Genomic DNA, 26,345 nt, shown 5'->3' with positions numbered 1-26,345 from the left:
CCATGCCGTCCGCCGCTAGAGCATTTCCACTTTTCTCCGAACCGCGGAAACGCTCTAGCTTTTTGTTTTGACGCAGTTCCGAACCCAAAACCGCTTCGCACTTTTGCTGCAATTGCTTTAGCCGTTCTTGACCTGCTCGGCGGCGGTGGCCAGCAGTTCTTCCATGGTGCGGCGGATCTGATGGTCGGACTGCTCGACGCCGGCCGTATCGAAATCCTTGCGCACCTTGCGGAACACGTCGTGGTCGCCTGCTTCCTCGAAGTCGGACTTCACCACTTCCTGGGCATAGGCTTCGGCGTCAGCCCCGCTCTTGCCGAGCTTTTCGGCGGCCCAGAGGCCGAGCAGCTTGTTGCGGCGGACAATCGCCTTGAACCTCTGTTCCTCGTCCAGCGCGAATTTGCGCTCGAAGCTCTCCTGCCGGTCCTTCATGTTGGTCATGGCGTTACCCTCCGGGTGCAAGCGATTCGAATTGCCCATGAATATGGAATGCGAACGCACAAACCAAAAGGGCAGGACACGGTCAATATGTGTTGTTGCGTGCCGCTACGACATATCGCACCCCGCAACATCCACCGAAAGCGGTGCATGGCGGCGATTCCAATTGAGGAAACGGTTCGTTTGCGCTAGAGACCCGGCTGAGCCCATGGTTGCCGCGACGAGCGGCCTGAAAAGGGACGGCCGACGGGCCTGTCCTTCGAACCAGAGAAAACACCGATATGAAGTCACGCCGCCGCATCTATGAAGGCAAGGCCAAGATCCTCTATGAAGGACCCGAGCCGGGCACCCTGATCCAGTTCTTCAAGGATGACGCCACCGCCTTCAACAAGAAGAAGCACGAAGTGGTGGACGGCAAGGGCGTGCTCAACAACCGCATTTCCGAGCACATCTTCACCCATCTCAACCGGATGGGCATTCCGACCCATTTCATCCGCCGCCTGAACATGCGCGAGCAGCTCATCAAGGAGGTGGAGATCATCCCGCTCGAGGTGGTGGTGCGCAACGTCGCCGCCGGCTCGCTGGCTAAGCGCCTCGGCATCGAGGAAGGCACCGTGCTGCCGCGCTCGATCATCGAATTCTACTACAAGGCCGACGCGCTGGACGACCCGATGGTGTCGGAAGAGCACATCACCGCCTTCGGCTGGGCGAGCCCGCAGGAAATCGACGACATCATGGCGCTGGCCATTCGCGTCAACGACTTCCTCTCCGGCCTGTTCCTCGGCGTCGGCATCCAGCTCGTCGACTTCAAGATGGAGTGCGGCCGCCTGTTCGAGGGCGACATGATGCGCATCGTCGTCGCCGACGAGATCTCACCGGACTCCTGCCGCCTGTGGGATGTCGCCACGCAGGACAAGCTCGACAAGGACCGGTTCCGCCGCGACATGGGCGGCCTCGTCGAGGCCTATCAGGAAGTGGCCCGCCGCCTCGGCATCATGAACGAGAACGATCCGCCCCGCCCCACCGGGCCGGTGCTCGTCGCCTCCGGCCTGCCCAAGGGCTCCAAGCCGCATTGACCTTTCCCGACAGGAGCGACAGAGCGTGATCAAGGCCCGCGTTACCGTAACCCTCAAGAACGGCGTGCTCGACCCGCAGGGCAAGGCCATTGAACATGCGCTCGGCGGACTCGGCTTCGACGGCGTCGGCCAGGTGCGGCAGGGCAAGGTGTTCGACATCGAACTGGCCCATGGCGACAAGGCCAGGGCGGAAGCCGACCTCAAGGCCATGTGCGACAAGCTTCTGGCCAACACGGTGATCGAGAACTACGCAGTGGAGATCGCCTGAGGTGAAATCGGCAGTCGTCCTCCTTCCCGGCCTCAATCGCGACCGCGACATGATCGCGGCGCTGACCAAGATCTCCGGCACGCCGCCGGTGACCGTGTGGGAAACCGACACAACGATCCCCGATGTCGACCTCATCGTCATTCCCGGCGGTTTCTCCTATGGCGACTATCTGCGCTGCGGGGCCATCGCGGCGCGCATGCCAGCCCTTCGCGCCGTGGCCGAGAAGGCGGCGCAGGGCGTCATGGTCATCGGCGTGTGCAACGGCTTCCAGATCCTCGTGGAAACCGGCATGCTGCCGGGTGCCCTGATGCGCAACACCTCGCTGAAGTTCGTCTGCCGCGAGGTGAAGCTGGAGGTGGCCAACGCCAACACCGCCTTCACCCGCAACTACCGTCCCGGACAGATCATCCGCTGCCCGGTCGCGCACCACGACGGCAATTACTTCGCCGACGCCGAGACGCTGGCGCGGCTGGAGGGACAGGGCCAGGTCGTGTTCCGCTACGCCGAGGGCACCAACCCCAACGGCTCGATCAACGACATCGCCGGCATCATCAACGACACGGGCAATGTGCTGGGCCTGATGCCGCACCCGGAAAACCTCGTCGAGGCGGCCCATGGCGGCACGGACGGGCGCGCCCTGTTCGAGAGCGCGCTCGGCATAGCCGCATGATGCCAGACCGTCCCGCCCTTGCCCGGCGGGATATCCACTGACAGAGTTTGCAGCTTCGAGACAGGCAGGCGAATGACAGCTATCTCCATGAGCTTCAGGTTTGCGGCCCTTGCGGTTGCCGGTCTTGCCCTCGCCTCCTGCCAGTCCGGCTCCAAGGGCACCTCGCAGCCGGCCGGGAAAAGTGCCGCGCTGCGCACCATGGAGCAGGTGGCGACCGCCGCGCACAAATGCTGGATCGCCAGCAAGGACCCGGCTTTCCGGCCTTACCAGATGGCCAATGAGCTGAACAATTTCGGCGGTACGCCGCGCTTCCTGCTGGTTCCGGCCAGGCACTATGGCGGCAAGCCGCTGCTGGTGGTGCAGGCAACCGGCAATTCCAGCCGCGTCGACGTGTTCGGGCCGCTGATGGGCGAGGCGCTGGGCGCGCGCATCAGTGCCGACATCGCGCGCTGGCAAGGCGGCAATTCGTCCTGTGCCGCCGCGGCATAGCCGACAGGCATTTTTCGCAACGGCCCGGCAGATTTGCCGGCCCCAGAATACCGGCAGGAAGTACAGTGCAGCAGACCATCCGCTATCCCCACCCGCCAACATGGATCGGCTGGGGGATTGCCCTGTCGATCCTTGCGGCAGTGGCGGGATACTGGGCGGAATTCCATACCGATATGGATGGGTTCCTGTTCGTCGAAAACGGCCCGGTGGAGGGCAGCCAGACCGTGGTGCTTTGCCTCGTGGCCCTGGTGTTTGCCGCGCGGGCATGGCGCAGCCGGGGTCCGGTGGCCTTCATCTGCATACCGGTCGCCTATATCCTCCTGCATGCCGCGATGCGCGAGACGCCGCGCTGCGACAGCCCCTTCTATCCCGGCGGCGTCTGCATGACCGCTCCGGCCAAATATACGCTTTCCGCCATCATGACCGCGATCATGGCGGTGCTGCTGTTCATCCGGCGCAAGGACTTCATGGATGCGCTGAAGCCGCGCTGGAGCTTCGTGTTCTGGCCGCTCGGCGTGGCCTTCGTCATCATACTGGTGGCCGAGTTCGCCGAGCACCGGCGCTATGAAGGCATCGAGGAAATGCTGGAAATGCTGGCCTATTGCTACTCGCTTGCCTGTTCGATCTGGATTTACCGACGCACCTGACTTACTGCGGTGCCAATGCTTAACTGAATGCCTCGATCGCTGCCGCGCAGGCGATCCCAGCCCCGAAGCCGAGCCCAGGAACCGATGACCATTCCCAACACCGTGCAGATCACTCCCGAGCTTATCGCCGCGCATGGGCTGAAGCCGGACGAATATCAGCGCATCCTCGACCTCATCGGGCGCGAGCCGACCTTCACCGAGCTCGGCATCTTCTCGGCCATGTGGAACGAGCATTGCTCCTACAAGTCCTCGAAGAAGTGGCTGCGCACCCTGCCGACCAAGGGCGACGTCGTCATCCAGGGGCCCGGCGAGAATGCCGGCGTGGTCGACATCGGCGACGGCGATTGCGTGGTCTTCAAGATGGAGAGCCACAACCACCCCTCCTATATCGAGCCCTATCAGGGCGCGGCGACCGGCGTCGGCGGCATTCTGCGCGACGTGTTCACCATGGGCGCGCGGCCGATCGCGGCCATGAACGCGCTGCGCTTCGGGGAGCCAGACCATCCCAAGACCCGACATCTGGTGGCCGGCGTGGTCTCCGGCGTCGGCGGCTACGGCAATTCCTTCGGCGTGCCAACCGTCGGCGGCGAGGTGAATTTCGACGCCCGCTACAACGGCAACATCCTTGTCAACGCCTTCGCCGCCGGCCTCGCCAGGACGGACGGCATCTTCCTCTCCGAGGCAAAGGGCGTCGGCCTGCCGGTCGTCTATCTCGGCGCCAAGACCGGCCGCGACGGCGTCGGCGGCGCCACCATGGCCTCGGCCGAGTTCGACGATTCCATCGAGGAGAAGCGCCCCACCGTACAGGTGGGCGATCCCTTCACGGAAAAGTGTCTGCTGGAAGCCTGCCTCGAGCTGATGGCGTCGGGGGCGGTCATCGCCATCCAGGATATGGGAGCGGCCGGCCTTACCTGCTCCGCCGTCGAGATGGGCGCCAAGGGCGACCTCGGCATCGAGCTCGACCTCGACAAGGTGCCGGTGCGCGAGGAGCGCATGAGCGCCTATGAGATGATGCTGTCGGAAAGCCAGGAGCGCATGCTCATGGTGCTGCGCCCCGAAAAGGAGAAGGAAGCCGAGGCGATCTTCATCAAATGGGGCCTCGACTTCGCCATCGTCGGCCACACCACGGACGACCTGCGCTTCCGCGTCCTCCATCAGGGTGAGGAAGTCGCCAACCTGCCGATCAAGGACCTGGGCGACCAGGCGCCCGAATATGACCGCCCCTGGGTGGAGCCGGTCAAGCCAGCGCCGCTCGCCGCCAACGACGTGCCGAAGGCCGATATTGGCGATGCTCTGCTGAAGATGCTCGGCGGGCCGGACCTGTCGTCGCGCCGCTGGGTGTGGGAACAGTACGACACCATGATCCAGGGCAATTCGCTGCAACGGCCGGGCGGCGATGCCGGCGTGGTGCGCGTGGAAGGCCATGAGAGCAAGGCGCTCGCCTTCTCCTCGGACGTCACGCCGCGCTATTGCGAGGCCGACCCGTATGAAGGCGGCAAGCAGGCCGTGGCCGAATGCTGGCGCAACCTGACCGCCACTGGCGCGCTGCCGCTGGCGGCCACCGACAACCTCAATTTCGGCAATCCCGAGCGGCCGGAAATCATGGGCCAGCTCGTTCATGCCATCAAGGGCATCGGCGAGGCCTGCCGCGAACTCAACTTCCCCATCGTTTCGGGCAACGTCTCGCTCTACAACGAGACCAACGGCCAGGGCATCCTGCCCACCCCCACAATCGGCGGCGTCGGCCTGCTCGGCGACTGGCAGAAGATGGCGCGCATCGGCTTCGCGGCCGAAGGCCAGCCCATCCTGCTCGTCGGCGCGCCGGAGAACTGGGGCACGCATCTGGGCCAATCGATCTATCTGCGCGACGTGCATGGCCGCACCGACGGCCCGCCGCCGCCGGTCGACCTCGCCCATGAAAAGCGCGTCGGCGACCATGTGCGCGATCTGATCGCATCCGGCGTCGTCACCGCCTGCCACGACCTTTCCGACGGCGGCCTTGCCGTGGGCCTGGCCGAAATGGCGATGGCTTCCGGCATCGGCGCGACCGTGTCCGCCCCTGCCGACGACCCGGTCCCGGCCTTCTTCGGCGAGGATCAGGGCCGCTATCTCGTCACCCTCGCGATCCAGCCCGACAGCGCCGAATGGCAGGCGCTGGCCGCCGAACAGGAAAAGCTCGGCATCGCCGTTCACCTCCTCGGCACGACCGGCGGCGCCGAATTGAAACTTGGGCAGGCGCATGCCATATCGGTTGAAGAACTGGTGGCCACGCACGAATCGTGGTTCCCGCGCTTCATGGGTACCTGACAGGGAAAACGACATGGCAATGGATGCACGCGAGATCGAGAGGCTGATCAAGGAAGGCATTCCTGACGCCCAGGTCACGATCCGCGATCTCGCCGGCGACGGCGACCACTATGCAGCCGAGGTGGTCGCCGAGAGCTTCCGTGGCAAGAGCCGCGTCCAGCAGCACCAGATGGTCTACGATGCCCTGAAGGGCAACATGGGCGGCGTGCTGCACGCGCTGGCCCTGCAGACCAGCGCGCCGGACTGAGACTTACTGCTTTCTCTCGAAGACGGTCAGAATCGGCCCGGCCGGATGCTTGCCGCCGATAACGACCTTGCCGCTGCCGGTCAGCGTCGATATGGCGCCGTCGAGGAACAGCGCGTTGCGGCATCCCAGTTCGTCGCGAAACAGCCGGGCGAAACTGCCGAGGCTGACCGGTTTGCGCGAAACGGCAAGCACGGTGCGGCCTTTGCCGTCGATGCCGACACCGTTGCGGATGTGGCGCGATGCGCCATCCGGTTCGAAACGCGGGTGGATTTCACCGTCGATGACCAGCATGGGGCCGGACTGCGTGGCATAGAGCGCGTCCTGCGCCGCCCGCTCATACGCCGAAGCTTCCATCACGGTGCCGCGTCCGTCCCGGCCGATCATGAACACGCCGTTGGGCTTCATGAAGAAATTGCCCTCGCCGTCCTCGAGGTTGAGAGGGACCTTCTCGCGCCCGTCCTCCACCAGCAGCCCGACCGGTGTAAGGTCCTTGTGGTACATGCCGCCATTCATGGACAGCAGCGGCTGACCGCCCTCCCCGGCCATCGCCGCATCGAAAGCCGCGACCGAGCCGAAGGGCCTGCCGCGCGCATCCGCGTAGGCAACACGCACGTCGTAGGCGGCCGGATCGAGCACGCACACGATATGCACCACACCCTCGAAAGCCACATCGCCGCAAGGGGCCGGCAGGGGAACGGAAGCCACCGGAGGAGGCGCCGGCGGCCTTGCCGGCCGCAACCACCACGCGACCCCCAGGCCAATGGCAAGCAAAGCGACGGTCGCTGCCGCGAGTGACATTTTTCTCATGCTTTCATCGTGTTTTCGGAGATAAGTCCTTCCGCTTCCCGACAAGGCCGGCCGAAGCGGTCTTGTTTCGAAACGCACTCGGGGCTATTTGAGTAGCAGGTTTGCGGCCTGACTTCCCCAGGCCCGAAAGGAATGGCCATGAGCGGAATCAGCGATTACATCGACAACGAAGTCAAGAACAGCGACGTGGTCCTGTTCATGAAGGGCACGCCGGGCTTCCCGCAGTGCGGCTTTTCCGGGCAAGTGGTGCAGATTCTCGACTATGTCGGCGTCGACTACAAGGGCATCAACGTGCTCGATTCCAGCGAGCTGCGCCAGGGCATCAAGGACTACTCCAACTGGCCCACTATTCCCCAGCTCTACGTCAAGGGCGAGTTCGTGGGCGGCTGCGACATCGTGCGCGAGATGTTCCAGGCCGGCGAGTTGCAATCCTTCTTCGACGAGAAAGGCATCAAGGTCAAAGGCGCCGCCTGACCTGTTTCTTCCTGCGCTGCCACGGTAGCGCCGCATATATCGGACAAAGGCGCTGGTGCCCCCAGCGCCTTTGCTGCTCTTTGAAGTCCCGCGATTCCGGGTGGAGATTGCTCCGTGTTGTGCCGGAATCGCCCTGTTTGAAACCCTGCGGTTCCCGGCGCAAAGCCACACTGCCGGCTTGCCGGAATCGCCCATTCTTTTAAAGGTAACCCTATGGACGCCACCGTTAAAACGGTACCGCCCAGGCTGATGGGCATGGGCAAGATGGAGTTCATCGCCATGATGGCGATGCTGATGGCGCTCAATGCGCTCGCCATCGACATCATGCTGCCGGGCTTGCAGGAAATCGGTGCCAGCCTCGGTGTGGAAAGCGAAAACCACCGCCAGTATGTCATTTCCGCCTACCTGCTGGGCTTTGCCATTGCCCAGCTCGCCTACGGCCCCCTTGCCGACCGCTTCGGCCGCCGCGGCCCGATGCTGGTGGGTCTGGGCATTTATATCGCGGCGGCCTTTGCCGGGGCGATCGCGCCGACATTCGCCAGCCTGCTGGCGATGCGCGTCCTGCACGGCATCGGCTCGGCAGCCACCCGCGTCATCACCGTCTCCATCATCCGCGACGTGTTCGGCGGGCGGCAGATGGCGGAAGCCATGTCCCTGGTGATGATGGTGTTCATGATCGTTCCGGTCATTGCGCCGGGCACCGGACAGGTCATCATGCTGTTCGGCGAATGGCACCTGATCTTCGTGTTCATGGCGTTCGCCGGCATTGCCGTGACGGCGTGGATGGCGCTACGCCTGCCCGAGACCCTCGATCCTGCCGACAAGCGCCCGTTCAACCTGCGCTCGATCGGCCAGGCTTTCGGCATCGTGCTCGGCAACCGGGTGGCGCTTTGCTACACGCTGGCCAGCACCTTCATCTTCGGTTCGCTGTTCGGCTTCATCAACTCGGCGCAGCAGGTCTATGTCGGCATCTACGGCCTCGGCACCATGTTCCCGGTGGCCTTCGCCGCCGTGGCGGCTTTCATGGCACTGTCGTCCTACCTGAACTCGCGCCTCGTCGGCCGCTTCGGCATGCGCCGGCTCTCGCACACCGCGCTGATCGGCTTCATGACGGTCAGCGGCATCTGGTTCGTCCTGTCGCTGTTCGGCACCATCCCGTTCCCGCTGTTCCTGCTGCTATTCGCGCTGGCCATGTTCCAGTTCGGCCTCATCGGCTCGAACTTCAACGCGCTGGCCATGGAACCGCTCGGCCACGTCGCGGGCACGGCATCCTCGGTGCTGGGCTTCATGGGCACCGCCGGAGGCGGCACCATCGGCGCCCTGATCGGCCAGGCCTTCAACGGCACCACGACGCCGCTTGCCGCCGGCTTCGTCAGCGTCGCGGCCATGGGCCTGGTGTTCGTTCTGATCGCCGAGCGCGGCAAGCTGTTCCAGCCGCACAACAAGCCGGTCTGATCGCGGGCTTAATGCGGGGCTGAACCGCCGAGGTTCAGCCCCGCAAAGTCGAACAGGCTGCGGTCGAGCAGATGCGAGGGGCGCACATTGGCCAGTGCCCGGATCATCGTGTCCTTGCGGCCGGGCATCTTCTTCTCGACATCGTCGAGCATCGCCTTCATCAGGTTGCGCTGGAGACCGTCCTGACTGCCGCACAGGTCGCAGGGGATGATGGGGAAGCGCATGGCGGCGGCGAATTTCGCCAGATCGGCCTCCGCGCAGAAGCTCAGCGGCCGCAGCACCATCACGTCGCCCTCGTCGTTGAGCAGCTTGGGCGGCATGGCGGCAAGGCGGCCGCCATGGAACAGGTTCATGAAGAAGGTCTCCAGGATATCCTCGCGGTGATGGCCCAGCACCAGCGCCGAACAGCCCTCCTCCCGCGCGATGCGGTACAGATGGCCGCGCCGCAGCCGTGAGCAAAGCGAGCAGTAGGTGCTGGTTTCCGGCAGCTTGTCGGTGACGATCGAATAGGTGTCCTGGTATTCGATGCGGTGGGCAATGCCGTTGGCATTGAGGTAATCGGGCAGGATGTGCTTGGGGAAATTCGGCTGCCCCTGGTCGAGATTGCAGGCCAGCAGATCCACCGGCAGCAGGCCGCGCCATTTCAGGTCGAGCAGCAGCGCCAGAAGCCCGTAGGAATCCTTGCCGCCCGACAGCGCCACCAGCCAGCGTTCGCCCGGCTTCACCATGGCGAAATCGTCGATTGTCTGCCGGGCCTGGCGCAGCAGGCGCTTGCGCAGCTTGTTGAACTCCACCGAGGACGGCACCGACGCGAACAGCGGATGGCAACCGGACCCGGCTTCTGTGTCTTCGGTAAGCGTCGGCATATCCATTGGCCAGCGTGCCTTAAGGTTTTGCGGATGCCCGGATTAGACCATCGGGCGGCCAAGTGAAATCAGGTTTCGGATTCTTCGCAAAAGAAAAGGCCGCCTCGAAGGCGGCCTTTGCATTTCGAAATCGCAGCCGGATCAGCGCGAATAGAACTCGACCACCAGGTTCGGTTCCATCTGCACCGCATAGGGCACGTCCGAGAGGCTCGGAACGCGGGCATAGGTGGCGACCATCTTGTTGTGATCGACTTCGATGTAGTCCGGCACGTCGCGCTCGGCGAGGCCGGCAGCTTCCAGAACGATGGTGAGCTGCTTGGACTTCTCGCGCACCTCGATGACGTCGCCGGCCTTGCAGCGATAGGAGCCGATGTTCACGCGGCGGCCGTTGACGTTGACATGGCCGTGGTTGACGAACTGGCGGGCGGCGAAAATCGTCGGCACGAACTTGGCGCGGTAGACGATGGCGTCGAGGCGCGACTCCAGCAGGCCGATCAGGTTCTCGGAGGTGTCGCCCTTGCGGCGGTTGGCCTCCTCGTAGGTCTTGCGGAACTGCTTCTCGGAAATGTCGCCGTAGTGGCCCTTCAGCTTCTGCTTGGCGCGGAGCTGCAGGCCGAAGTCGGACAGCTTGCCCTTGCGGCGCTGGCCGTGCTGGCCGGGGCCGTATTCGCGACGGTTGACCGGGGACTTCGGGCGGCCCCAGATGTTTTCGCCAAGACGGCGGTCAATCTTGTACTTAGCGGATTCGCGCTTGCTCATCGCATTCCCTTTCAAACAAAATACCCGCGGCCCCATGGCCGTGGGGAAGGAAACGCGCCCTCCTCTGGCCTCCGTTTTCGAGACCTGACAGGATCGTCCGCGCAAAGCGGCGGACCATCCACGGGACACGTCAAACGAAACAACCGGGCTTGCGGCCCGGTGCTTCGCGGCTTCCACTAGAGGGATCGGCGCGCCCTGTCAAGCAAAAGCGCCCCTTCGCCATGGCATGGTCATTTTCCGGCAGCCGGCTGGACCCCGTCGAAAGCCGCGCGCGCCGCCCGCAGCGCGGCCCTGTTTTCGGCGGCCCAATCGCCCAGCGCGCCGATCGGCACGGCGATCGAGCGGCCGAGGGCGGTCAGCGCATATTCCACTTCCGGCGGCGTGGTCGGGCGTACGGTGCGGCTAACCAGCCCGTCGCGCTCCAGCGAACGCAGCGTCACCGTCAGCATGCGCTGCGATATGCCCTCGATGGAGCGGCGCAGCGCATTGAAGCGCATCGGGCGCGGCTGGAGATTGATGATGACCAGCAGGCTCCAGGTGTCGCCCACCCGGTCCAGAACCTCGCGGATCGGGCAGCCGCCGCCCTCCTCGGCCTCGAAGCCGGGCGAAGCCTGAAGCAGCGACGCCGGCGCCTCGCCTTCGCTGTCAGATGATGCCGCGGCGTTTCCGGCAAGGGCGTTCATGCGGTTCCTCCGAGGTAACCTGCGCACAAAATCATGCGCTCTTTTCCCGATTCTGTATTCGGGCTATCTGGTTACTTATCATAACCTGATTATCAAAAATACCTATTTCGGATTTCCGACCGGCACAGCCAGGGAGACTACTCATGAAAATCGCAATCATCGGCGCGTCCGGTTACGTCGGCAGCGCCGTGCTCAAGGAAGCGGCCTCGCGCGGGCACACGATCACCGCCATCGCCCGCAACGCGGGCAAGATCGCCAGCCAGTCCGGCGTCACGGCCGTCGCCGCGGATGCCACCGACCCCGGGAAGCTGGCCTCGCTGCTTGCCGGCCATGACGTCGCCATATCCACCTTCAACGGCGGCTGGGGCGATCCCGACATCTACGCGAAGCACCTCGCCGGCTCGAAGGCGATCGCCGATGCCGCCAAGGCCGCCGGCGTGCGTCTGATCGTGGTCGGCGGCGCGGGCAGCCTGCTGGCGCCCGACGGCAGCCAGCTCGTGGATTCGCCGCAGTTTCCGGCCGAATACAAGGAGGGCGCATTGGCCGCGCGCGACACGCTGGAAGCGCTTCGAAAGGAAACCGGCCTGCAATGGTCATTCGTGTCGCCGGCCATCAACCTCGTGCCCGGCGAGCGCACCGCCAGGTTCCGGCTCGGAGACGACCATCCGGTGGTGGACGACAAGGGTGAGCCGCATTTCGGTGGAGGACCTGGCCGTGGCGTTGCTCGACGAGGCGGAAACGCCGAAGCACACCGGCAAGCGCTTCACGCTGGGATATTGAAGGCTAGTCCTTCGATTTCTTTTCAGGCAGGCCTTTGCGATCGGTCTCGGCGAATTCCTCGAGCTGCTTCTCGCTCATGGATTCGTACATCTCCTTCGAGGCGCCCCGGAGCTTGCTCTTGGGCGTCTCGCCGCGCTTGGCCGAAAGGGCGGCACCGGCGGCCTTCTGCTGGGCTTTGGATTTGGCGGGCATGGGTCTTCTCCTTTGCGGAGAAACGGCCGGCAGGCCCGCATGTTCCGTCAAACCGCGACGGTGAGCCCGAAACCCTGCATCAGCCGGCGCGCGGCAAAGTCCGGCTTTCCCGAGGTGAACACCGCAATGTCCGGCTCGCCACCGTTCGCGGACTCCAGCGGGCGCGGGCGGCCATCGACCAGCGACAGCGCCCGCCGTGCGATCGCCTCGGCCGGATCGAGCCAGTCCACCGGCCAGGGCGCGGTCTTGCGCATGCGGTTGGCCAGGAACGGATAATGGGTGCAGGCCAGCACCACGATGTCGGTGCGCCTGCCCTCCTGCTCCACGAAGCACGGGGCGATCTCGGCCTTCACCTGCTCCTCGTCGACGAAGCCGTCGCGCATATAGACCTCGGCGAGCGAGGCCAGCCGCTCGGACCCGACAAGCCGCACATGGCACTTGCTGGCCCACTGACGAATGAGATCGCGCGTATACTGCCGCTTCACCGTTCCCGGCGTCGCCAGCACCGAAACCAGCCCCGAGCGGGTGCGCTCGGCGGCGGGCTTGATCGCCGGCACGGTGCCGACAAAGGGGTGACCGGGAAAGCGCCGGCGCAAATCGTCGATCACCAGCGTGGAGGCCGTGTTGCAGGCGATGACCGAGATTTCCGGCCGGTAACGCTCCAGAAGGACGGCGAACAGGTCGAGCATATGGGCCCGCAGCGCCGGCTCCTCCCATGCCCCGTAGGGAAAGGCGGCGTCGTCGGCCACATAGACGAAGCGGCGGTCCGGCATCAGCACCCGCGCCTCGCGCAGCACGGTGAGCCCGCCGACCCCGGAATCGAACATCAGGATCGGCTGTTCAGCCATCGTCGGGCTCCTTGCGCTCCTGCCCCGTCCCGGCCTCGTCGTCGCTCGCCGCATGCAGGTCGCGGTCGGCGCGCGCCTTGCGCTCGGGATAGCCGACGCCGCGCGGTTCCTTCGGCGAGAAATAGTCCAGCGAGGCGATCACCCCGCGCAGCACGCGCAGTTCCGGCGCGGCAAAGCCGGCGCGGGTGAGAACCGAGCGCAGATTGTCGACCATCTTCGGCTTCTTTTGCGCCGGACGGAAATAGCCCCGCGCCTCCAGCGCCGCCTCCAGATGGGAGAACAGGCCGAACAGCTCCGCCTTGGTGGCAGGCGGCATGTCCGGACCGGAAAAATTGGTCCGGGTTTCGTCCTCGAGGCCGGACTTCATCCACTCATAGGACATCAGAAGCACGGCCTGCGCGATGTTGAGCGAGGCGAAGCCGGGATCGACCGGGAAGGTCACGATCTCGTCGGCCATGCCCACCTCGTCATTGTTGAGGCCGAAACGTTCGCGCCCGAACAGGATGCCCGTGCGCTGGCCATCCGTGCAGCGCGCCCGCAGCGCCCTGCCCGCCTCCACCGGCCCCGCCACCTTCTTGAAGCCGTCGCGCGCCCGCGCCGTGGTGGCGAAGACGAAATTGAGGTCGGCGATCGCGGCCGGCAGGTCGTCGAACACCCGCACCGCATCGATGACATGGTCCGCCTTGCTGGCCGCGGCCCGCGCCTTCTCGCTCGGCCAGCCGTCACGCGGATTGACCAGCCGCAATTCGCTGAGGCCGAAATTGGCCATGGCGCGCGCCACCATGCCGATATTCTCGCCAAGCTGCGGCTCGACGAGGACGATGACCGGACCGACGACAGGGGAATTGGAAAGGTGTTCTGGGGACGGCATGGGCTTCAATGCATTTCGCTTTGCGGCTTTTTGCTGTCCCTGACACATCCGGCCGCGAAATTGAAGCTCCCCCATGGCCCGGCGACGGGAGATGGCGTCGCTCGGGGGCGCGCTTGACCTCCTGCGGAGGCGAGGCGATCATTCCCTTATGATCGATCTTTCCGGACAGCTCCTCATCCTCACGGGCACGCCCGGCGCGGGAAAGACGACGACCGCGCGCAGCCTCGTCGAAAGCTGCGGCCAGCCGGCGGTGCATCTCCATGCCGACGATTTCTGGCACTTCATAAGAAACGGGTCCGTCCCGCCCTACCTGCCGGAAGCACACCGGCAGAACGAAGTGGTGATGAACGCCCTTTGCGCGGCTGCCGAAAGCTATGCCGATGGCGGCTATTTCGTGGTGATCGACGGCATCATAGGCCCATGGTTCCTGCCCGCATTCAACGCTGTCCGCCATCCCCTCCACTATATCGTGCTGCGTCCCGATCTCGACGAGGCGATAAGGCGCTGCCAGTTGCGCGGCGGCGAGACGCTGACCGACCCCATGCCGATCAGCGCCCTGCACAGCCAGTTCTCGCAACTGGACAGGCTGGACAGCCACCGGATCGACACCGCCGGGCTTGGCAGGCAGGAGATCCTGGAAGCCGTACGCAGGGCGCTCACGAGCGGTGAGTTTCGTCTCAATCCATAGAGCGCGGATAGAGCGCACGCACCGAAAATCAGACCCCATCAGGAACGCTGTGTTCGTTTGCGCACCTTCGCTTGCTTTGGTATAGGGGCGCATCCCCAACGCCCTACCGTTCCGGCAAGGCATTTTTTTCCAAGACGAGGCAGTTTCATGGCGAAGATCAAGGTGGCGAACCCGGTCGTCGAACTCGACGGCGACGAGATGACCCGCATCATCTGGCAGTTCATCAAAGACAAGCTGATCCACCCCTATCTCGACCTCGACCTCGAATATTACGATCTCGGCATCGAGCACCGCGACGCCACCAACGACCAGGTGACCATCGACGCCGCCAACGCCATCAAGAAGCACGGCGTGGGCGTGAAATGCGCCACCATCACGCCGGATGAGGCGCGCGTCGAGGAATTCAAGCTCAAGAAGATGTGGAAGTCGCCGAACGGCACGATCCGCAACATCCTCGGCGGCACCATCTTCCGCGAGCCGATCATCATGAAGAACGTGCCGCGCCTGGTGCCCGGCTGGACCCAGCCGATCGTCGTCGGCCGCCATGCCTTCGGCGACCAGTACCGCGCCACCGACTTCCGCTTCCCGGGCAAGGGCAAGCTGACCATCAAGTTCGTCGGCGAAGACGGCCAGACCATCGAGCACGAAGTGTTCGACGCGCCCGGCTCCGGCGTCGCCATGGCCATGTACAACCTCGACGAATCGATCCGCGAATTCGCCCGCGCCTCGCTGAACTACGGCCTGCTGCGCAACTATCCGGTCTATCTGTCCACCAAGAACACCATCCTCAAGGCCTATGACGGCCGCTTCAAGGACATCTTCCAGGAGGTCTACGAGCAGGAGTTCGAGGCGCAGTTCAAGGAACGCAAGATCTGGTACGAGCACCGCCTGATCGACGACATGGTCGCCTCCTCGCTTAAGTGGTCCGGCGGCTATGTATGGGCGTGCAAGAACTATGACGGCGACGTGCAGTCCGACACGGTGGCCCAGGGCTTCGGCTCGCTCGGCCTGATGACCTCGGTGCTGATGACGCCGGACGGCAAGACCGTGGAGGCGGAAGCCGCGCACGGCACGGTGACCCGCCACTACCGCCAGCACCAGAAGGGCGAGCAGACTTCGACCAACTCCATCGCCTCCATCTTCGCCTGGACGCGTGGCCTCGCCCACCGCGCCAAGCTGGACGACAACGCCGAACTGAAGCGCTTCGCCGAGACGCTGGAGCGCGTCTGCATCCAGACCGTCGAGAGCGGCTTCATGACCAAGGACCTGTCGCTGCTGATCGGTCCCGACCAGCCGTGGCTGTCGACCACCGGTTTCCTCGACAAGGTCGACGAGAACCTGCAAAAGGCGATGGCCTGACGCCATTTCGGCCGTCCGTTCCCATGGCACGATGGCCGGCCGATAAATTTTGAGTGCAGCGGCAGCCGCCGCTCGAAAACAGTCAGGGCGGTTTTCCGATACGGAAACCGCCCTTTCTTTTTTGCTGCTCGGCAGTCCCGCGCCCACTCGCAGGGCCCGCTTTCGCCCGGGCACGACTCACGGTAGTCTAAACTCGGCCAGGTTGTGATGCGGGGGACAGCGCACGCAGCCTTGCCTTTTTCGGTGTTCGTTCGAGTATCGGTTTCCAGGGACTCGAAGAACCACCTGTGGCCGATGCTCCCAATTCATGGAGAGGGACCATGCCACAGAAATTGGCAGCCGAATTCTTCGGTACATTCTGGTTGGTGTTTTGCGGGTGCGGATCGGCTGTGATTGCCGCGGCATTTCCCGAAGTCGGCATCGGCCTGCTCGGCGTCGCGCTCGCCTTCGGCCTCACCGTCGTGACCATGGCCTATGCCGTCGGCCGCTTTTCCGGCGGCCACTTCAACCCGGCCGTTTCCGTCGGCATGGCGGTCGGCGGACGGATGCCTGCCAGCGACCTGATCGGCTACATCATCGCGCAAGTGGTCGGCGCCATCGTGGCGGGGGCGGTCCTCTACGTGATCGCCTCGGGCCAGCCGGGCTTTGCCGCGGGCGGCTTCGCCTCCAACGGCTATGGCGAGCTTTCGGCCGGAAAATATCCGCTACTGTCGGCACTGGTGATCGAAGTGGTGCTCACCGCCTTCTTCATCTTCATCATTCTTGCCACCACCACGGCCAAAGCCTCCCCCGGCTTCGCGCCGCTGGCCATCGGCCTGACGTTGACGCTGATCCATCTGGTGTCGATCCCCGTCACCAACACCTCGGTCAATCCCGCCCGCTCGACCGGCGTTGCCCTGTTCGCCGAAACCGGCGCGCTCGGCCAGCTCTGGCTGTTCTGGGCGGCGCCGATCATCGGCGGCGCCATCGGCGCTGTGATCTGGAAGGCCATCTACGCCGACGAGTAGAAGAAGCGCTCAACGGAACAGGCGGCAGCGCGGCTGCCTGTTCCGGCCTGCACGCCACAACCGGCACCGCTCATATTGCTGATATGCCCGCACCCCCGCAAGCCGGGGATGCGGGCAATTGTGTTATACCTGCCATCAGCCGGGACAGGATCAAGCGTATCCGGATGTTTCGGGAAACCTCATGGAGAGCGGATTGGCACAAAACGTCTACGACAAGCCGGAATTCTTCAAAGGCTATAGCGGGCTGGCGCGCTCCGTCCACGGCCTCGACGGCGCGCCGGAATGGCCCGCCATCCGTGGGTTGCTTCCCGGCCTTGCCGGCAGGCATGTCGTCGATCTGGGGTGTGGCTTCGGCTGGTTCGCGCGCTGGGCGAAAGCACAGGGCGCGGCCTCGGTTCTCGGCATCGACCTGTCCGAAAACATGCTGGCCAGGGCGAGGACCGAGACGACGGACCCGGCAATCCGCTACCAGCGGGCCGATCTGGAAACACTGGACCTGCCGCACGAAGCCTTCGATCTCGCCTATTCCTCGCTGGCGTTCCACTATGTCGAGGATTTCGGGCGGCTGGCCGGGACGATCTTCCGCTCGCTGCGGCCGCAAGCGGGTTTCGTCTTCACCATCGAGCATCCGATCTACATGGCCTCCACCCGGCCGGGATGGCTCTCCGCGCCGGATGGCGGCCGCACCTGGCCGGTCGACCACTACGCCGTGGAAGGCGAGCGGCGCACCGACTGGTTTGCGAAGGGCGTGCTGAAATATCACCGCAGGCTGGCGACGACCTTGAACACGCTGATCGACGCCGGCTTCGCGATCCAGCGGCTCGTCGAATGGTCGCCGACGCCAGAGGAGTTGGAGAGGCAACCCGACCTTGCCGATGAGATCGAACGGCCGATGATGCTGATCGTCTCCGCCGGAAAATGACCTGAGGCTGGGGTGTTTGGTGCGCGTTGGAGACGGCCGGCAGGCTGTGCCGAATCCCATGGAGCTGCGATCGAACGGAAACCGCGCCAGCCACAGCGATTCAGATTGAGATAGTCTTGCTCCTCATCTCCCTGTCGAGGCTCTTTTTCCGCAAGCAGGGTAAGGGTAAGGGCCGCTTTCGGGACTATGACAGACGTAAAGACAACAACTTCAGGCGCAAGCGGCGAACCTGAAAGATCGCGACCCGCGTAGGCCGGATGCGCCAATCTGTTCTGCCTTGCGGTGCGGCAGTTGCAAAACCGCACCGCCCGGCGAAACGCCCCGCGATCAGGCCGAGGCGAGGGCCTGCGACACAGCCTGCAACGCCGCTTCGGCCTTGGCACCGTCCGGGCCGCCGGCCTGCGCCATGTCGGGACGGCCGCCGCCACCCTGCCCACCGAGCGCGGCAGAAGCCTTGCGCACCAGATCGACGGCAGAGAACCGGGCCGTAAGGTCGTCGGTGACCGCGACTACGACGCTGGCCTTGCTGTCCTCGCCGACCCCGACGAAGGTGACCACGCCGGAGCCCACGGACTTCTTGCCGTCATCGGCCAGCGACTTGAGATCGCGCGGCGACACGCCCTCGACCACCTTGCCGAGGAATTTCGTTCCATCGATCTCCTTGATCTCCGAACCCGCACCGGCGGCGCTGCCGCCACCGAGCGCGAGCTTGCGGCGCGCCTCGGCAAGCTCGCGCTCCAGCTTGCGGCGCTCCTCGACCAGCGCCTCGACGCGGGCCGGCACCTCGGCGGGCGAGACCTTGAGCACCGAAGCGGCCGACTTCAGCCGCCGCTCCTGCTCGTCCAGATACTGACGCGCGGCTTCCCCGGTCAGCGCCTCGATACGGCGCACGCCGGCGGCAACCGGGCTGTCCGACACGATGCGCACCAGGCCGATATCGCCGGTGGCGTTGACATGGGTGCCGCCGCACAGCTCGATCGAATAGGGCCGGTTGGCCTTTTCGCCATGCAGTGCCGTCCCCATCGAAACGACGCGCACCTCGTCGCCATATTTCTCGCCGAACAGCGCCATGGCGCCCTCGGCGCGGGCGTCGTCGACCGACATCAGCCGGGTCGTCACCGGCCCGTTCTGGACGACGATCTCATTGGCCATGCGCTCGACCTCTTCCAACTCCTCGGGCGAGATCCCCTTGTTGTGGGAAAAGTCGAAGCGCAGCCGGTCCGGCGCCACCAGCGAGCCCTTCTGGACGACATGGGTGCCCAGCACCTCGCGCAGCGCCTCATGGATGAGGTGCGTGGCGGAATGGTTGGAGCGCAGCTTGCTGCGGCGGGCGTGATCGACCTTCAGATCGACCGCCGCGCCGATCTTCACCGTGCCCTTCACGACCTTGCCGACATGCACGAAAAGGCCCTCGCCCTTCTTCAGGGTGTCCTCGACCGCGATGGAGAAACCTTCGCCGGAAATGGTGCCTGTGTCCCCCATCTGGCCGCCGGATTCGCCGTAGAAGGGCGTCTGGTTGACGACCACGGCCACCTGCTGCCCTGCCGCCGCCGCTTCGACTTCCTTGCCCTCCTGCACCAGCGCCTGGACGATGCCTTCGGCCTGCTCGGTGTCGTAGCCGAGGAATTCGGTGGCGCCGGCCTTCTCGCGGACGCCGAACCATACCGCCTCGGTCGCCGCCTCGCCGGACCCGGACCAATTGGCGCGGGCCTCGGCCTTCTGGCGCTCCATCGCCGCGTTGAAGCCGTCGAGATCGACGGCGATGTTGCGCTGGCGCAGCGCGTCCTGTGTCAGGTCGAGCGGGAAGCCATAGGTGTCATAGAGCTTGAACGCCGTCTCGCCATCCAGCCTGCCGCCGCTGCCGAGGCTTTCAGTCGCGTCGTTGAGCAGGGTAAGGCCGCGCGCCAGCGTCTTGCGGAAACGGGTTTCCTCAAGCTTGAGCGTCTCGGCGATCAGCTTTTCGCCCCGCACCAGTTCGGGATAGGCCTGCCCCATCTCGCGCACCAGCGCCGGAACGAGCCGCCACATCAACGGCTCCTTCGCGCCCAGAAGCTGCGCATGACGCATGGCGCGGCGCATGATGCGGCGCAGCACATAGCCACGGCCCTCGTTGGAGGGCAGCACGCCATCGGCGATCAGGAAGGACGAGGCGCGCAGATGGTCGGCAATGACGCGATGGCTGGCCCGGTTCGCACCCGTGGCCGGCACGCCCGTCGCCTCCTCCGAAGCGCGGATCAGCGCCTTGAACAGGTCAATGTCGTAATTGTCGTGCACGCCCTGCAGCACGGCGGCGATGCGCTCCAGGCCCATGCCGGTGTCGATGGACGGACGCGGCAGTTCGATGCGCTCCTCCTTCGTCAGCTGCTCATACTGCATGAAGACGAGGTTCCAGATCTCGATGAAGCGGTCGCCATCCTCGTCCGGGCTGCCGGGAGGGCCGCCGGGGATGTGATCGCCATGGTCGTAGAAGATTTCGGAGCACGGGCCGCAGGGCCCGGTATCGCCCATCGCCCAGAAATTGTCGCTGGTCGGGATGCGGATGATCTTCTCGTCCGGCAGGCCGGCGATCTTCTTCCAGAAATCCGCGGCCGCGTCGTCGGTGTGGTAGACGGTAACCAGAAGACGGTCCTTGGCCAGTCCGAATTCGCGGGTGATCAGGTTCCAGGCAAGCTCGATGGCGCGCTCCTTGAAGTAGTCGCCAAAGGAGAAATTGCCCAGCATCTCGAAGAAGGTGTGGTGGCGGGCGGTGTAGCCGACATTGTCGAGGTCGTTGTGCTTGCCGCCGGCGCGCACGCATTTCTGGGAGGTGGCGGCGCGGTTGTAGGGGCGCGTCTCCAGCCCGGTAAAGACATTCTTGAACTGCACCATGCCGGCATTGGTGAACATCAGCGTCGGATCGTTGCGCGGCACCAGCGGGCTGGAGGCAACGACCTCGTGGCCCTCCTTGCGGAAGTAGTCGAGGAATGCCGACCGGATCTCGTTCACGCCACTCATGAAAGATGCCTTTGTTCAGAAAACGCCGGCGACGCCAGCGTGGAAAACACCGCCTTTTAGCGGTCGGCCCGCACCCTGTCCAGAATGAGGGACGCGCCCCGATGCCTGGACGGCGGCATTGACGCCGGATCGACCCAAGACAGCACGACCGTGCCCTCAAACCGGCCCGAAAAGCAGGATCGCCGGCCCACAAGGAGCCAGCGATCCATCTTTAGCACGACTGCCTGCCGGAAGGACCGGCTTTCCCGTCAACTTCCGAAGATCAGCCTTCGCCGGCTTCCGCCTCGAAGCCGCCATTCTCGAGGAATTTTTCCGCGATCAGGCCGGCATTCTGGCGAAGCGCCATCTCGATCTCCCGCGCCGTATCGGGATTGTCGCGCAGGAACTGCTTGGCGTTCTCGCGACCCTGGCCGAGGCGCTGGGAGTTGTAGGAGAACCACGCCCCCGACTTCTCGACCACGCCGGCCTTGACGCCGAGGTCGATCAGTTCGCCGGTCTTCGACACGCCCTCACCATACATAATGTCGAACTCGATCACCTTGAAGGGCGGGGCAAGCTTGTTCTTGACCACCTTGACGCGGGTCTGGTTGCCGACCACCTCGTCGCGGTCCTTGACCGAGCCGATGCGACGGATGTCGAGGCGCACCGAGGCGTAGAACTTGAGCGCATTGCCGCCGGTCGTGGTTTCGGGCGAGCCGAACATGACGCCGATCTTCATGCGGATCTGGTTGATGAAGATGACCATGGTGTTGGAGCGCGAGATCGAGGCCGTCAGCTTGCGCAGCGCCTGGCTCATCAGGCGGGCCTGGAGGCCGGGCAGGGAATCGCCCATCTCCCCCTCGATTTCGGCGCGCGGCGTGAGCGCGGCGACCGAGTCCACCACCAGCACGTCGATCGCGCCGGACCGCACCAGCGTGTCGCAGATCTCCAGCGCCTGCTCGCCGGTGTCGGGCTGCGAGATCAGCAGATTCTCCAGATCGACCCCGAGCTTGCGGGCATAGACCGGATCAAGCGCGTGCTCGGCATCGACAAAGGCGCAGATGCCGCCCTTCTTCTGGGCTTCCGCCACCGTGTGAAGCGCCAGCGTCGTCTTGCCCGAGCTTTCGGGGCCGTAGACCTCGACGATGCGGCCGCGCGGCAGGCCGCCGACGCCAAGTGCGATGTCGAGGCCGAGCGAGCCGGTCGATACCGTTTCGATCTCGACCGCCTGCTCGTTTGCGCCCAGGCGCATGATCGAGCCCTTGCCGAAGGCGCGCTCGATCTGCGACAGGGCAGCGTCCAGAGCCTTTGATTTGTCCACCGAATTGTCCTCTACAAGCCGTAATGAATTCTGAGCCATGATACAGCACCCTTTGGTCGTCAATGATAGACGGACAATTCGTTGACCGCTCACATTTTTGTACCTCTTTTGTTCCAATTTGGCAAGAGAGGTTAATATACTGATTTTATTCGCCTATATTATATGTGTTCTATTTTTGTCTCATACCCATGGCGACATGATGATGCGCGGCCGTGGAGCATGAACGGGAGCAGCGGCGCGAATCGGCGCTGTGAGGTTCAGGGTGACGCCTCGCCGTCGCGCGCCGCGGCACGCAGACCGGCTTCATAGGCCTTGCGCGCCCACCCGGTCATCTCGTCGGGATCGTCGAGCGCGGCTTCCGGTACGGTCCAGTAGGGCATGGCCACCTCCCTGCCCTTCCCCCGGCCGCGATAGGTCCATTGCCGGGCACCGGCAGCCGCGAAATCGGGGGCGCTTGCCGCATCGGCCTTGAGCATCAACTCGCCGCGCAGCACGATGGCGACGATCACGCCGCGATGGTAGATGCCCTTGCCGCCGAACAGGCGGCGCACGCTGACCGGCCCGAGCCCCTCGAAGAGTTCTTCTATGCGCTCGTCATCCATGCAGGAAGCGTTTCAGGCCCCGGCGGCGGCACGGGCCTCGGCCAGCGCCTTGAGGTCGGCCGGCTTCAGTTCCACCGATTCGCCGCAGCCGCAGGCGGAAGACTGGTTCGGATTGCGGAACACGAAGCCGGTGCGCAGCTTGGTGACCTCGAAATCCATCTCGGTGCCGAGCAGGAACAGCGCCGCTTCGGGGGCAACGTAGACATTGGCCCCGCCATGCTCGACATGGTCGTCCGTCGGGCTCGGCTCCCTGACCAGGTCGACGGTGTATTCCATGCCCGCGCAGCCGCCCTTCTTGACGCCGACGCGGACGCCGTGTGCGCCTTCGCGCGTGGCAACGATCTCGCGAACGCGCTCCGCGGCCCTGTCTGTCACCAAAATGACGGCAAAGCGTGCCATGCTACTTTCTCCAAGCCATGCAGGTTAAAGGCCTGCCGGATGATTCCAACATTAAGATGGTGGAGTTTCGCCGCCGCCGCAAGGGCCGCGCCGGGGGCTCAATACCAACCGACGGCGATCTGCGCCTCTTCCGACATACGATCCGGCGTCCATGGCGGATCGAAGGTCATGTTGACCTCGACGCCCGAAACGCCCTCCACCGCGCTCACTGCGTTCTGCACCCAGCCCGGCATTTCGCCCGCCACCGGGCAGCCCGGCGCGGTCAGCGTCATGTCGATCTTGACGGTGCGGTCGTCCTCGATGTCGATGCGGTAGACCAGCCCCAGCTCGTAGATGTCGGCGGGGATTTCCGGGTCGTAGACGGTCTTCAGCGCCGAAATGATGTCGTCGGTCAGCCGTGCCAGTTCGTCGTCCGAAATGGAGGAGGGGCTTGCAGGGGTTTCGACCTGCCCTTGCCCACCGGTTTCAATCGCGGTCGTATCGTCCATATCCATCACCCGAAGAATTTCCGCGCCTTCTCCAGCGCCTCGGCCAGGACGTCGATTTCGGCCCTGGTGTTGTACATGCCGAACGATGCCCTGCATGTGGAGGTGACGCCGAAGCGTTTCAACAGCGACTGGGCGCAATGCGTGCCGGCGCGCACGGCAACGCCCTGGCGGTCGATGACCATCGACACGTCATGCGCATGGATGCCCTGCAACTCGAAGGAGACGATGGCGCCCTTGCCCGGCGCCTCGCCGAAAAAGCGCAGCGAATTGATGCCCCGCAGCCGTTCATGGGCATAGGCGGTCAGTTCGGCCTCATGGGCGGCGATACGCTCGCGCCCGATGCCGTCCATGTAGTCGAGCGCCGCACCCAGCCCGATCGCCTGCACGATGGGCGGCGTGCCCGCTTCGAAGCGGTGCGGGGGAGCGTTGTAGGTGACCATATCCTCGGTCACCTCCTCGATCATCTCGCCGCCGCCCATGAAGGGGCGCATCGCCTCCAGCCGCTCCTTCTTGCCGTAGAGGACGCCGATGCCGGAAGGGCCATAGACCTTGTGGCCGGTGAAGACGAAGAAGTCGCAATCGAGCTCCTGCACGTCGATGGGCATATGGACCGCGCTCTGGCTGCCGTCCACCAGAACCGGAATGCCGCGCGCATGCGCAATGCGGCAGATTTCCCTGATCGGCGTGACCGTGCCGAGCGCATTGGACATGTGGGTGATGGCGACCAGCTTCGTGCGGTCGGTCAGGCTTTTCTCGAAATCTTCCAGATGCAGCGCGCCGAGATCGTCGACCGGCACCCACACCAGCCTGGCGCCCTGCCGCTCGCGGATGAAGTGCCAGGGCACGATGTTGGAGTGATGCTCGAGGATCGACAGCACGATCTCGTCGCCCTCGCCTATGTTCGGCATGCCGAAGCCATAGGCCACGGTGTTGATGGCGGCGGTCGAGTTCGAGGTGAAGACGATGTTGTCGGTGGACGGCGCGTTGAGGAAGCGGCGAACGCTCTCGCGCGCCTTCTCATAGGCATCGGTCGCCGCATTGGAAAGGAAATGCAGGCCGCGATGCACGTTGGCGTATTCGTGGGAATAGGCGTGCTGGATGACGTCCAGCACCGGCTGCGGCTTCTGTGCCGATGCCCCGTTGTCCAGATAGACCAGCGGCTTGCCATGCACCTGCCGGGCAAGGATCGGGAAGTCGCGGCGGATCGCCTCGACGTCATAGGGCTTGTCGGCGACTGTCTGGTCCATGGTCAAAGTCTCGCACTTGATCGCGAAGGCCTCCCCCTCGTCATCGAGAGGGGGAAATCCAGCATGTACGGTTCCTGGAGCAGCGGAAGTTCTGACGAACGCGAGCCGCTGCTCCAGCTTGGTTTTCCAGCCGCATTTATGCACGCCAGACGATTCCGTCTGGCTGCAAAATGCTCTAGCCGTGCGTGGCGAACCAGTGGTCGAGCCGGGTTTCGAGCGCCTCGACGATCTGATCGTTCTCCAGTTCCTCGATGACCTCGGCCACGAACGCCTTCACCAGCAGGCCGCGCGCCGACTTCTCGTCAATGCCGCGCGACATCAGGTAGAAGAGATGGTCGCCGTGGATCTCGGTCACCGTGGCGCCATGGCCGCAGGCCACGTCGTCGGCGAAGATCTCCAGTTCCGGCTTGGTCGAGAACTCGCCGTCGTCGGACAGCAGCAGCGTGTTGCAGGCCATGCGGGCATCGGTCTTCTGCGCATATTGATGCACATTGATGCGGCCCTGGAACACGCCATGCGCCTTGCCGGTCACCACATTGCGCACGACTTCCACCGAGCCGGTATGCGGCACGGCATGGTCGAGCACCATGGTCACGTCGGTGTGGCTGTCGCCGGCGAGCAGGTTGACGCCGCGCAACTGGAAATCCGAGCCTTCGCCCGCCACCTTGACCAGCACTTCCTGGCGCACCAGCTTGCCGCCCGCGTTCATGACGAACAGGGTGAGCTTGGCGTCCTTGCCGATGACGGCCTTGAACTGGGCCAGATACTGCGCGGTCTCGGGCTGCTCCTGCACGATCAGCCACGTGACCTCGGCGCCGTCGCCGACATCGAGCTGGCTGACCGAGGTGGCAAGCCCGGCACCCTCGCCCGACTGGCGCTCCACGATCACCGCACGGGAACCCGCGCCGACATTGACCGCCAGGCGCACATGGCTCTGGCCGCCGGCCTGCAGATTCTGCAGCTCGATGGCCTTTTCCAGCTCGGTGCCCTCGGCGATGTCGAGCGAAATGCCGTCGGCAACGAAGGCGGCATTGATCGCGCCGACGGCGTCGTCCCTGCCGTAGGTTTCCAGCGAGGCGGCGAAGGAGCCGTCAGCCAGTTGTTCGGCAAGCGGCGCGAAGGACACGCCCTCGGACAGCGCGGGCGCGCCCGCGACCTTGCCGTCGACCAGCGTGACCAGCCCGGAACCTTTCAGGATCGGTTCCAGCGCCTTCAGGGCCGTTTGCGCCTCGAAAGCCGGGACCGAGCTCAGCAGGCGGCGCAGGTCGGTGTAGTGCCAGGTCTCGACGCGGCGGGTCGGAAGCCCGGCCTTGATCGCCTCGATGGCGTTGTCGCGCCGCACCGTCACCTCGCCGTCGCCCGGCAGAAGGCCGAGGCGTTCGCCGAACGCCTCGATCAGGGCCGTCTCGGCCGGCGTGCGCTGTGGGGTTGCATGTACGTTCATTGCATTCACCTCACCTTCGCG

General features: G+C 64.7%; 28 protein-coding genes and 1 pseudogene. 14 read left to right on the top strand and 15 right to left on the bottom strand.

The genetic code is table 11. From position 1 onward, the window contains the following. Positions 1-117: 117 nt before the first annotated feature. Positions 118-438, bottom strand: coding sequence for a DUF1476 domain-containing protein (locus ACVCNR_RS16250; RefSeq protein ID WP_354192649.1), 321 nt, complete (start codon positions 436-438; stop codon positions 118-120). Between the two features lie 278 nt (positions 439-716). Between ACVCNR_RS16250 and purC the strand changes: the two genes are divergently transcribed. The 7 genes from purC (at position 717) to ACVCNR_RS16215 (ending at position 6,139) form a co-directional block, all read left to right on the top strand. Continuing rightward, complete coding sequence (purC, locus tag ACVCNR_RS16245; RefSeq protein ID WP_447075496.1) at positions 717-1,511, top strand: phosphoribosylaminoimidazolesuccinocarboxamide synthase; 795 nt, start codon at positions 717-719, stop codon at positions 1,509-1,511. 25 nt (positions 1,512-1,536) lie between these two features. After that, on the top strand, positions 1,537-1,779 hold the full coding sequence (gene purS / locus ACVCNR_RS16240) for a phosphoribosylformylglycinamidine synthase subunit PurS (protein WP_354192652.1): 243 nt from the start codon (positions 1,537-1,539) through the stop codon (positions 1,777-1,779). Between the two features lies 1 nt (position 1,780). Continuing rightward, positions 1,781-2,449, top strand: coding sequence for a phosphoribosylformylglycinamidine synthase subunit PurQ (purQ, locus tag ACVCNR_RS16235; RefSeq protein WP_447075495.1), 669 nt, complete (start codon positions 1,781-1,783; stop codon positions 2,447-2,449). Between the two features lie 72 nt (positions 2,450-2,521). Continuing rightward, positions 2,522-2,938, top strand: coding sequence for a hypothetical protein (locus ACVCNR_RS16230; RefSeq protein WP_447075494.1), 417 nt, complete (start codon positions 2,522-2,524; stop codon positions 2,936-2,938). 65 nt (positions 2,939-3,003) lie between these two features. Further along, complete coding sequence (locus tag ACVCNR_RS16225; protein ID WP_354192657.1) at positions 3,004-3,585, top strand: hypothetical protein; 582 nt, start codon at positions 3,004-3,006, stop codon at positions 3,583-3,585. A gap of 84 nt (positions 3,586-3,669) precedes the next feature. Next, entirely contained in the window at positions 3,670-5,892 is a 2,223-nt protein-coding gene (gene purL / locus ACVCNR_RS16220) for a phosphoribosylformylglycinamidine synthase subunit PurL (protein WP_447075493.1), read from the top strand. A gap of 13 nt (positions 5,893-5,905) precedes the next feature. Beyond that, positions 5,906-6,139 carry a BolA family protein gene (locus tag ACVCNR_RS16215; protein ID WP_354192660.1) on the top strand — a complete coding sequence of 78 codons (234 nt, stop codon included), beginning with the start codon at positions 5,906-5,908 and terminating at the stop codon, positions 6,137-6,139. Between the two features lie 3 nt (positions 6,140-6,142). Here ACVCNR_RS16215 and ACVCNR_RS16210 read toward each other — a convergent pair whose 3' ends face one another. Continuing rightward, complete coding sequence (locus ACVCNR_RS16210; RefSeq protein ID WP_447075492.1) at positions 6,143-6,844, bottom strand: phosphodiester glycosidase family protein; 702 nt, start codon at positions 6,842-6,844, stop codon at positions 6,143-6,145. Positions 6,845-7,084: 240 nt separating this feature from the next. On the opposite strand from ACVCNR_RS16210, the gene grxD reads away from it, so the two are divergent. Both grxD and ACVCNR_RS16200 read left to right on the top strand, forming a co-directional pair. Then, positions 7,085-7,420, top strand: a complete 336-nt coding sequence (gene grxD, locus ACVCNR_RS16205; RefSeq protein WP_354192662.1) for a Grx4 family monothiol glutaredoxin — start codon at positions 7,085-7,087, stop codon at positions 7,418-7,420. Between the two features lie 255 nt (positions 7,421-7,675). After that, positions 7,676-8,875, top strand: coding sequence for a multidrug effflux MFS transporter (locus ACVCNR_RS16200; protein ID WP_354193043.1), 1,200 nt, complete (start codon positions 7,676-7,678; stop codon positions 8,873-8,875). Between the two features lie 8 nt (positions 8,876-8,883). Here ACVCNR_RS16200 and ttcA read toward each other — a convergent pair whose 3' ends face one another. The 3 genes from ttcA to ACVCNR_RS16185 all read right to left on the bottom strand — a co-directional run bounded on the left by ttcA (position 8,884) and on the right by ACVCNR_RS16185 (position 11,183). After that, the gene (gene ttcA, locus ACVCNR_RS16195) at positions 8,884-9,747 is read right to left on the bottom strand and encodes a tRNA 2-thiocytidine(32) synthetase TtcA (RefSeq protein ID WP_447075490.1); all 864 of its coding nucleotides are present in this window, start codon (positions 9,745-9,747) and stop codon (positions 8,884-8,886) included. Positions 9,748-9,882: 135 nt separating this feature from the next. Continuing rightward, a complete protein-coding gene (gene rpsD, locus ACVCNR_RS16190) occupies positions 9,883-10,500 on the bottom strand; it encodes a 30S ribosomal protein S4 (protein WP_354192664.1) in 618 nt (205 codons plus the stop codon). 230 nt (positions 10,501-10,730) lie between these two features. Next, positions 10,731-11,183 carry a winged helix-turn-helix transcriptional regulator gene (locus tag ACVCNR_RS16185; protein ID WP_447075489.1) on the bottom strand — a complete coding sequence of 151 codons (453 nt, stop codon included), beginning with the start codon at positions 11,181-11,183 and terminating at the stop codon, positions 10,731-10,733. A 143-nt stretch (positions 11,184-11,326) separates the two neighbouring features. Here ACVCNR_RS16185 and ACVCNR_RS16180 point away from each other — a divergent pair. Next, positions 11,327-11,963 (top strand): annotated as a pseudogene (locus ACVCNR_RS16180) (NAD(P)-dependent oxidoreductase). A gap of 3 nt (positions 11,964-11,966) precedes the next feature. Here the strand turns inward: ACVCNR_RS16180 and ACVCNR_RS16175 are convergent. From ACVCNR_RS16175 to ACVCNR_RS16165, 3 genes are read right to left on the bottom strand one after another with little or no spacing between them, the layout of a single operon-like run. After that, complete coding sequence (locus ACVCNR_RS16175) at positions 11,967-12,155, bottom strand: DUF3008 family protein (protein WP_354192668.1); 189 nt, start codon at positions 12,153-12,155, stop codon at positions 11,967-11,969. A 47-nt stretch (positions 12,156-12,202) separates the two neighbouring features. Further along, positions 12,203-13,003, bottom strand: a complete 801-nt coding sequence (gene murI, locus ACVCNR_RS16170; protein ID WP_447075488.1) for a glutamate racemase — start codon at positions 13,001-13,003, stop codon at positions 12,203-12,205. Then, a complete protein-coding gene (locus tag ACVCNR_RS16165) occupies positions 12,996-13,874 on the bottom strand; it encodes an RNA methyltransferase (protein WP_447075487.1) in 879 nt (292 codons plus the stop codon). Before ACVCNR_RS16165 ends, murI begins: the two co-directional genes overlap by 8 nt. Before the next feature lie 151 nt (positions 13,875-14,025). Here ACVCNR_RS16165 and ACVCNR_RS16160 point away from each other — a divergent pair, with 151 nt between their 5' ends. From ACVCNR_RS16160 to ACVCNR_RS16145, 4 genes are all read left to right on the top strand, one after another. Next, positions 14,026-14,562: an AAA family ATPase gene (locus ACVCNR_RS16160; protein WP_447075719.1), complete on the top strand. Its 537-nt coding sequence runs from the start codon at positions 14,026-14,028 to the stop codon at positions 14,560-14,562. A gap of 147 nt (positions 14,563-14,709) precedes the next feature. Further along, on the top strand, positions 14,710-15,921 hold the full coding sequence (locus ACVCNR_RS16155; RefSeq protein WP_354192672.1) for an NADP-dependent isocitrate dehydrogenase: 1,212 nt from the start codon (positions 14,710-14,712) through the stop codon (positions 15,919-15,921). 320 nt (positions 15,922-16,241) lie between these two features. Continuing rightward, complete coding sequence (gene aqpZ / locus ACVCNR_RS16150; RefSeq protein WP_447075485.1) at positions 16,242-16,928, top strand: aquaporin Z; 687 nt, start codon at positions 16,242-16,244, stop codon at positions 16,926-16,928. Positions 16,929-17,121: 193 nt separating this feature from the next. Next, positions 17,122-17,850, top strand: a complete 729-nt coding sequence (locus ACVCNR_RS16145; RefSeq protein WP_447075718.1) for a class I SAM-dependent methyltransferase — start codon at positions 17,122-17,124, stop codon at positions 17,848-17,850. A gap of 327 nt (positions 17,851-18,177) precedes the next feature. Here the strand turns inward: ACVCNR_RS16145 and alaS are convergent, their stop codons facing one another. The 7 genes from alaS to sufD form a co-directional block, all read right to left on the bottom strand. Then, positions 18,178-20,844, bottom strand: coding sequence for an alanine--tRNA ligase (gene alaS, locus ACVCNR_RS16140; protein WP_447075484.1), 2,667 nt, complete (start codon positions 20,842-20,844; stop codon positions 18,178-18,180). A 262-nt stretch (positions 20,845-21,106) separates the two neighbouring features. Beyond that, positions 21,107-22,183, bottom strand: coding sequence for a recombinase RecA (recA, locus tag ACVCNR_RS16135; RefSeq protein ID WP_354192678.1), 1,077 nt, complete (start codon positions 22,181-22,183; stop codon positions 21,107-21,109). 218 nt (positions 22,184-22,401) lie between these two features. Beyond that, entirely contained in the window at positions 22,402-22,746 is a 345-nt protein-coding gene (locus ACVCNR_RS16130; protein ID WP_354192679.1) for a TfoX/Sxy family protein, read from the bottom strand. A gap of 12 nt (positions 22,747-22,758) precedes the next feature. Then, positions 22,759-23,145: a Fe-S cluster assembly scaffold SufA gene (sufA, locus tag ACVCNR_RS16125; RefSeq protein WP_447075482.1), complete on the bottom strand. Its 387-nt coding sequence runs from the start codon at positions 23,143-23,145 to the stop codon at positions 22,759-22,761. Between the two features lie 98 nt (positions 23,146-23,243). Beyond that, complete coding sequence (locus ACVCNR_RS16120; RefSeq protein ID WP_354192682.1) at positions 23,244-23,633, bottom strand: SUF system Fe-S cluster assembly protein; 390 nt, start codon at positions 23,631-23,633, stop codon at positions 23,244-23,246. A 5-nt stretch (positions 23,634-23,638) separates the two neighbouring features. After that, positions 23,639-24,880, bottom strand: a complete 1,242-nt coding sequence (locus ACVCNR_RS16115; protein WP_447075480.1) for a cysteine desulfurase — start codon at positions 24,878-24,880, stop codon at positions 23,639-23,641. Between the two features lie 175 nt (positions 24,881-25,055). Further along, a complete protein-coding gene (gene sufD, locus ACVCNR_RS16110) occupies positions 25,056-26,324 on the bottom strand; it encodes a Fe-S cluster assembly protein SufD (RefSeq protein ID WP_447075479.1) in 1,269 nt (422 codons plus the stop codon). Positions 26,325-26,345 lie beyond the last annotated feature (21 nt).

It is taken from the genome of Aquamicrobium terrae, assembly GCF_052978165.1.
The sequence above is the reverse complement of the archived record's forward strand: the minus strand, read 5'-3'. Positions and strand labels throughout refer to the sequence as shown.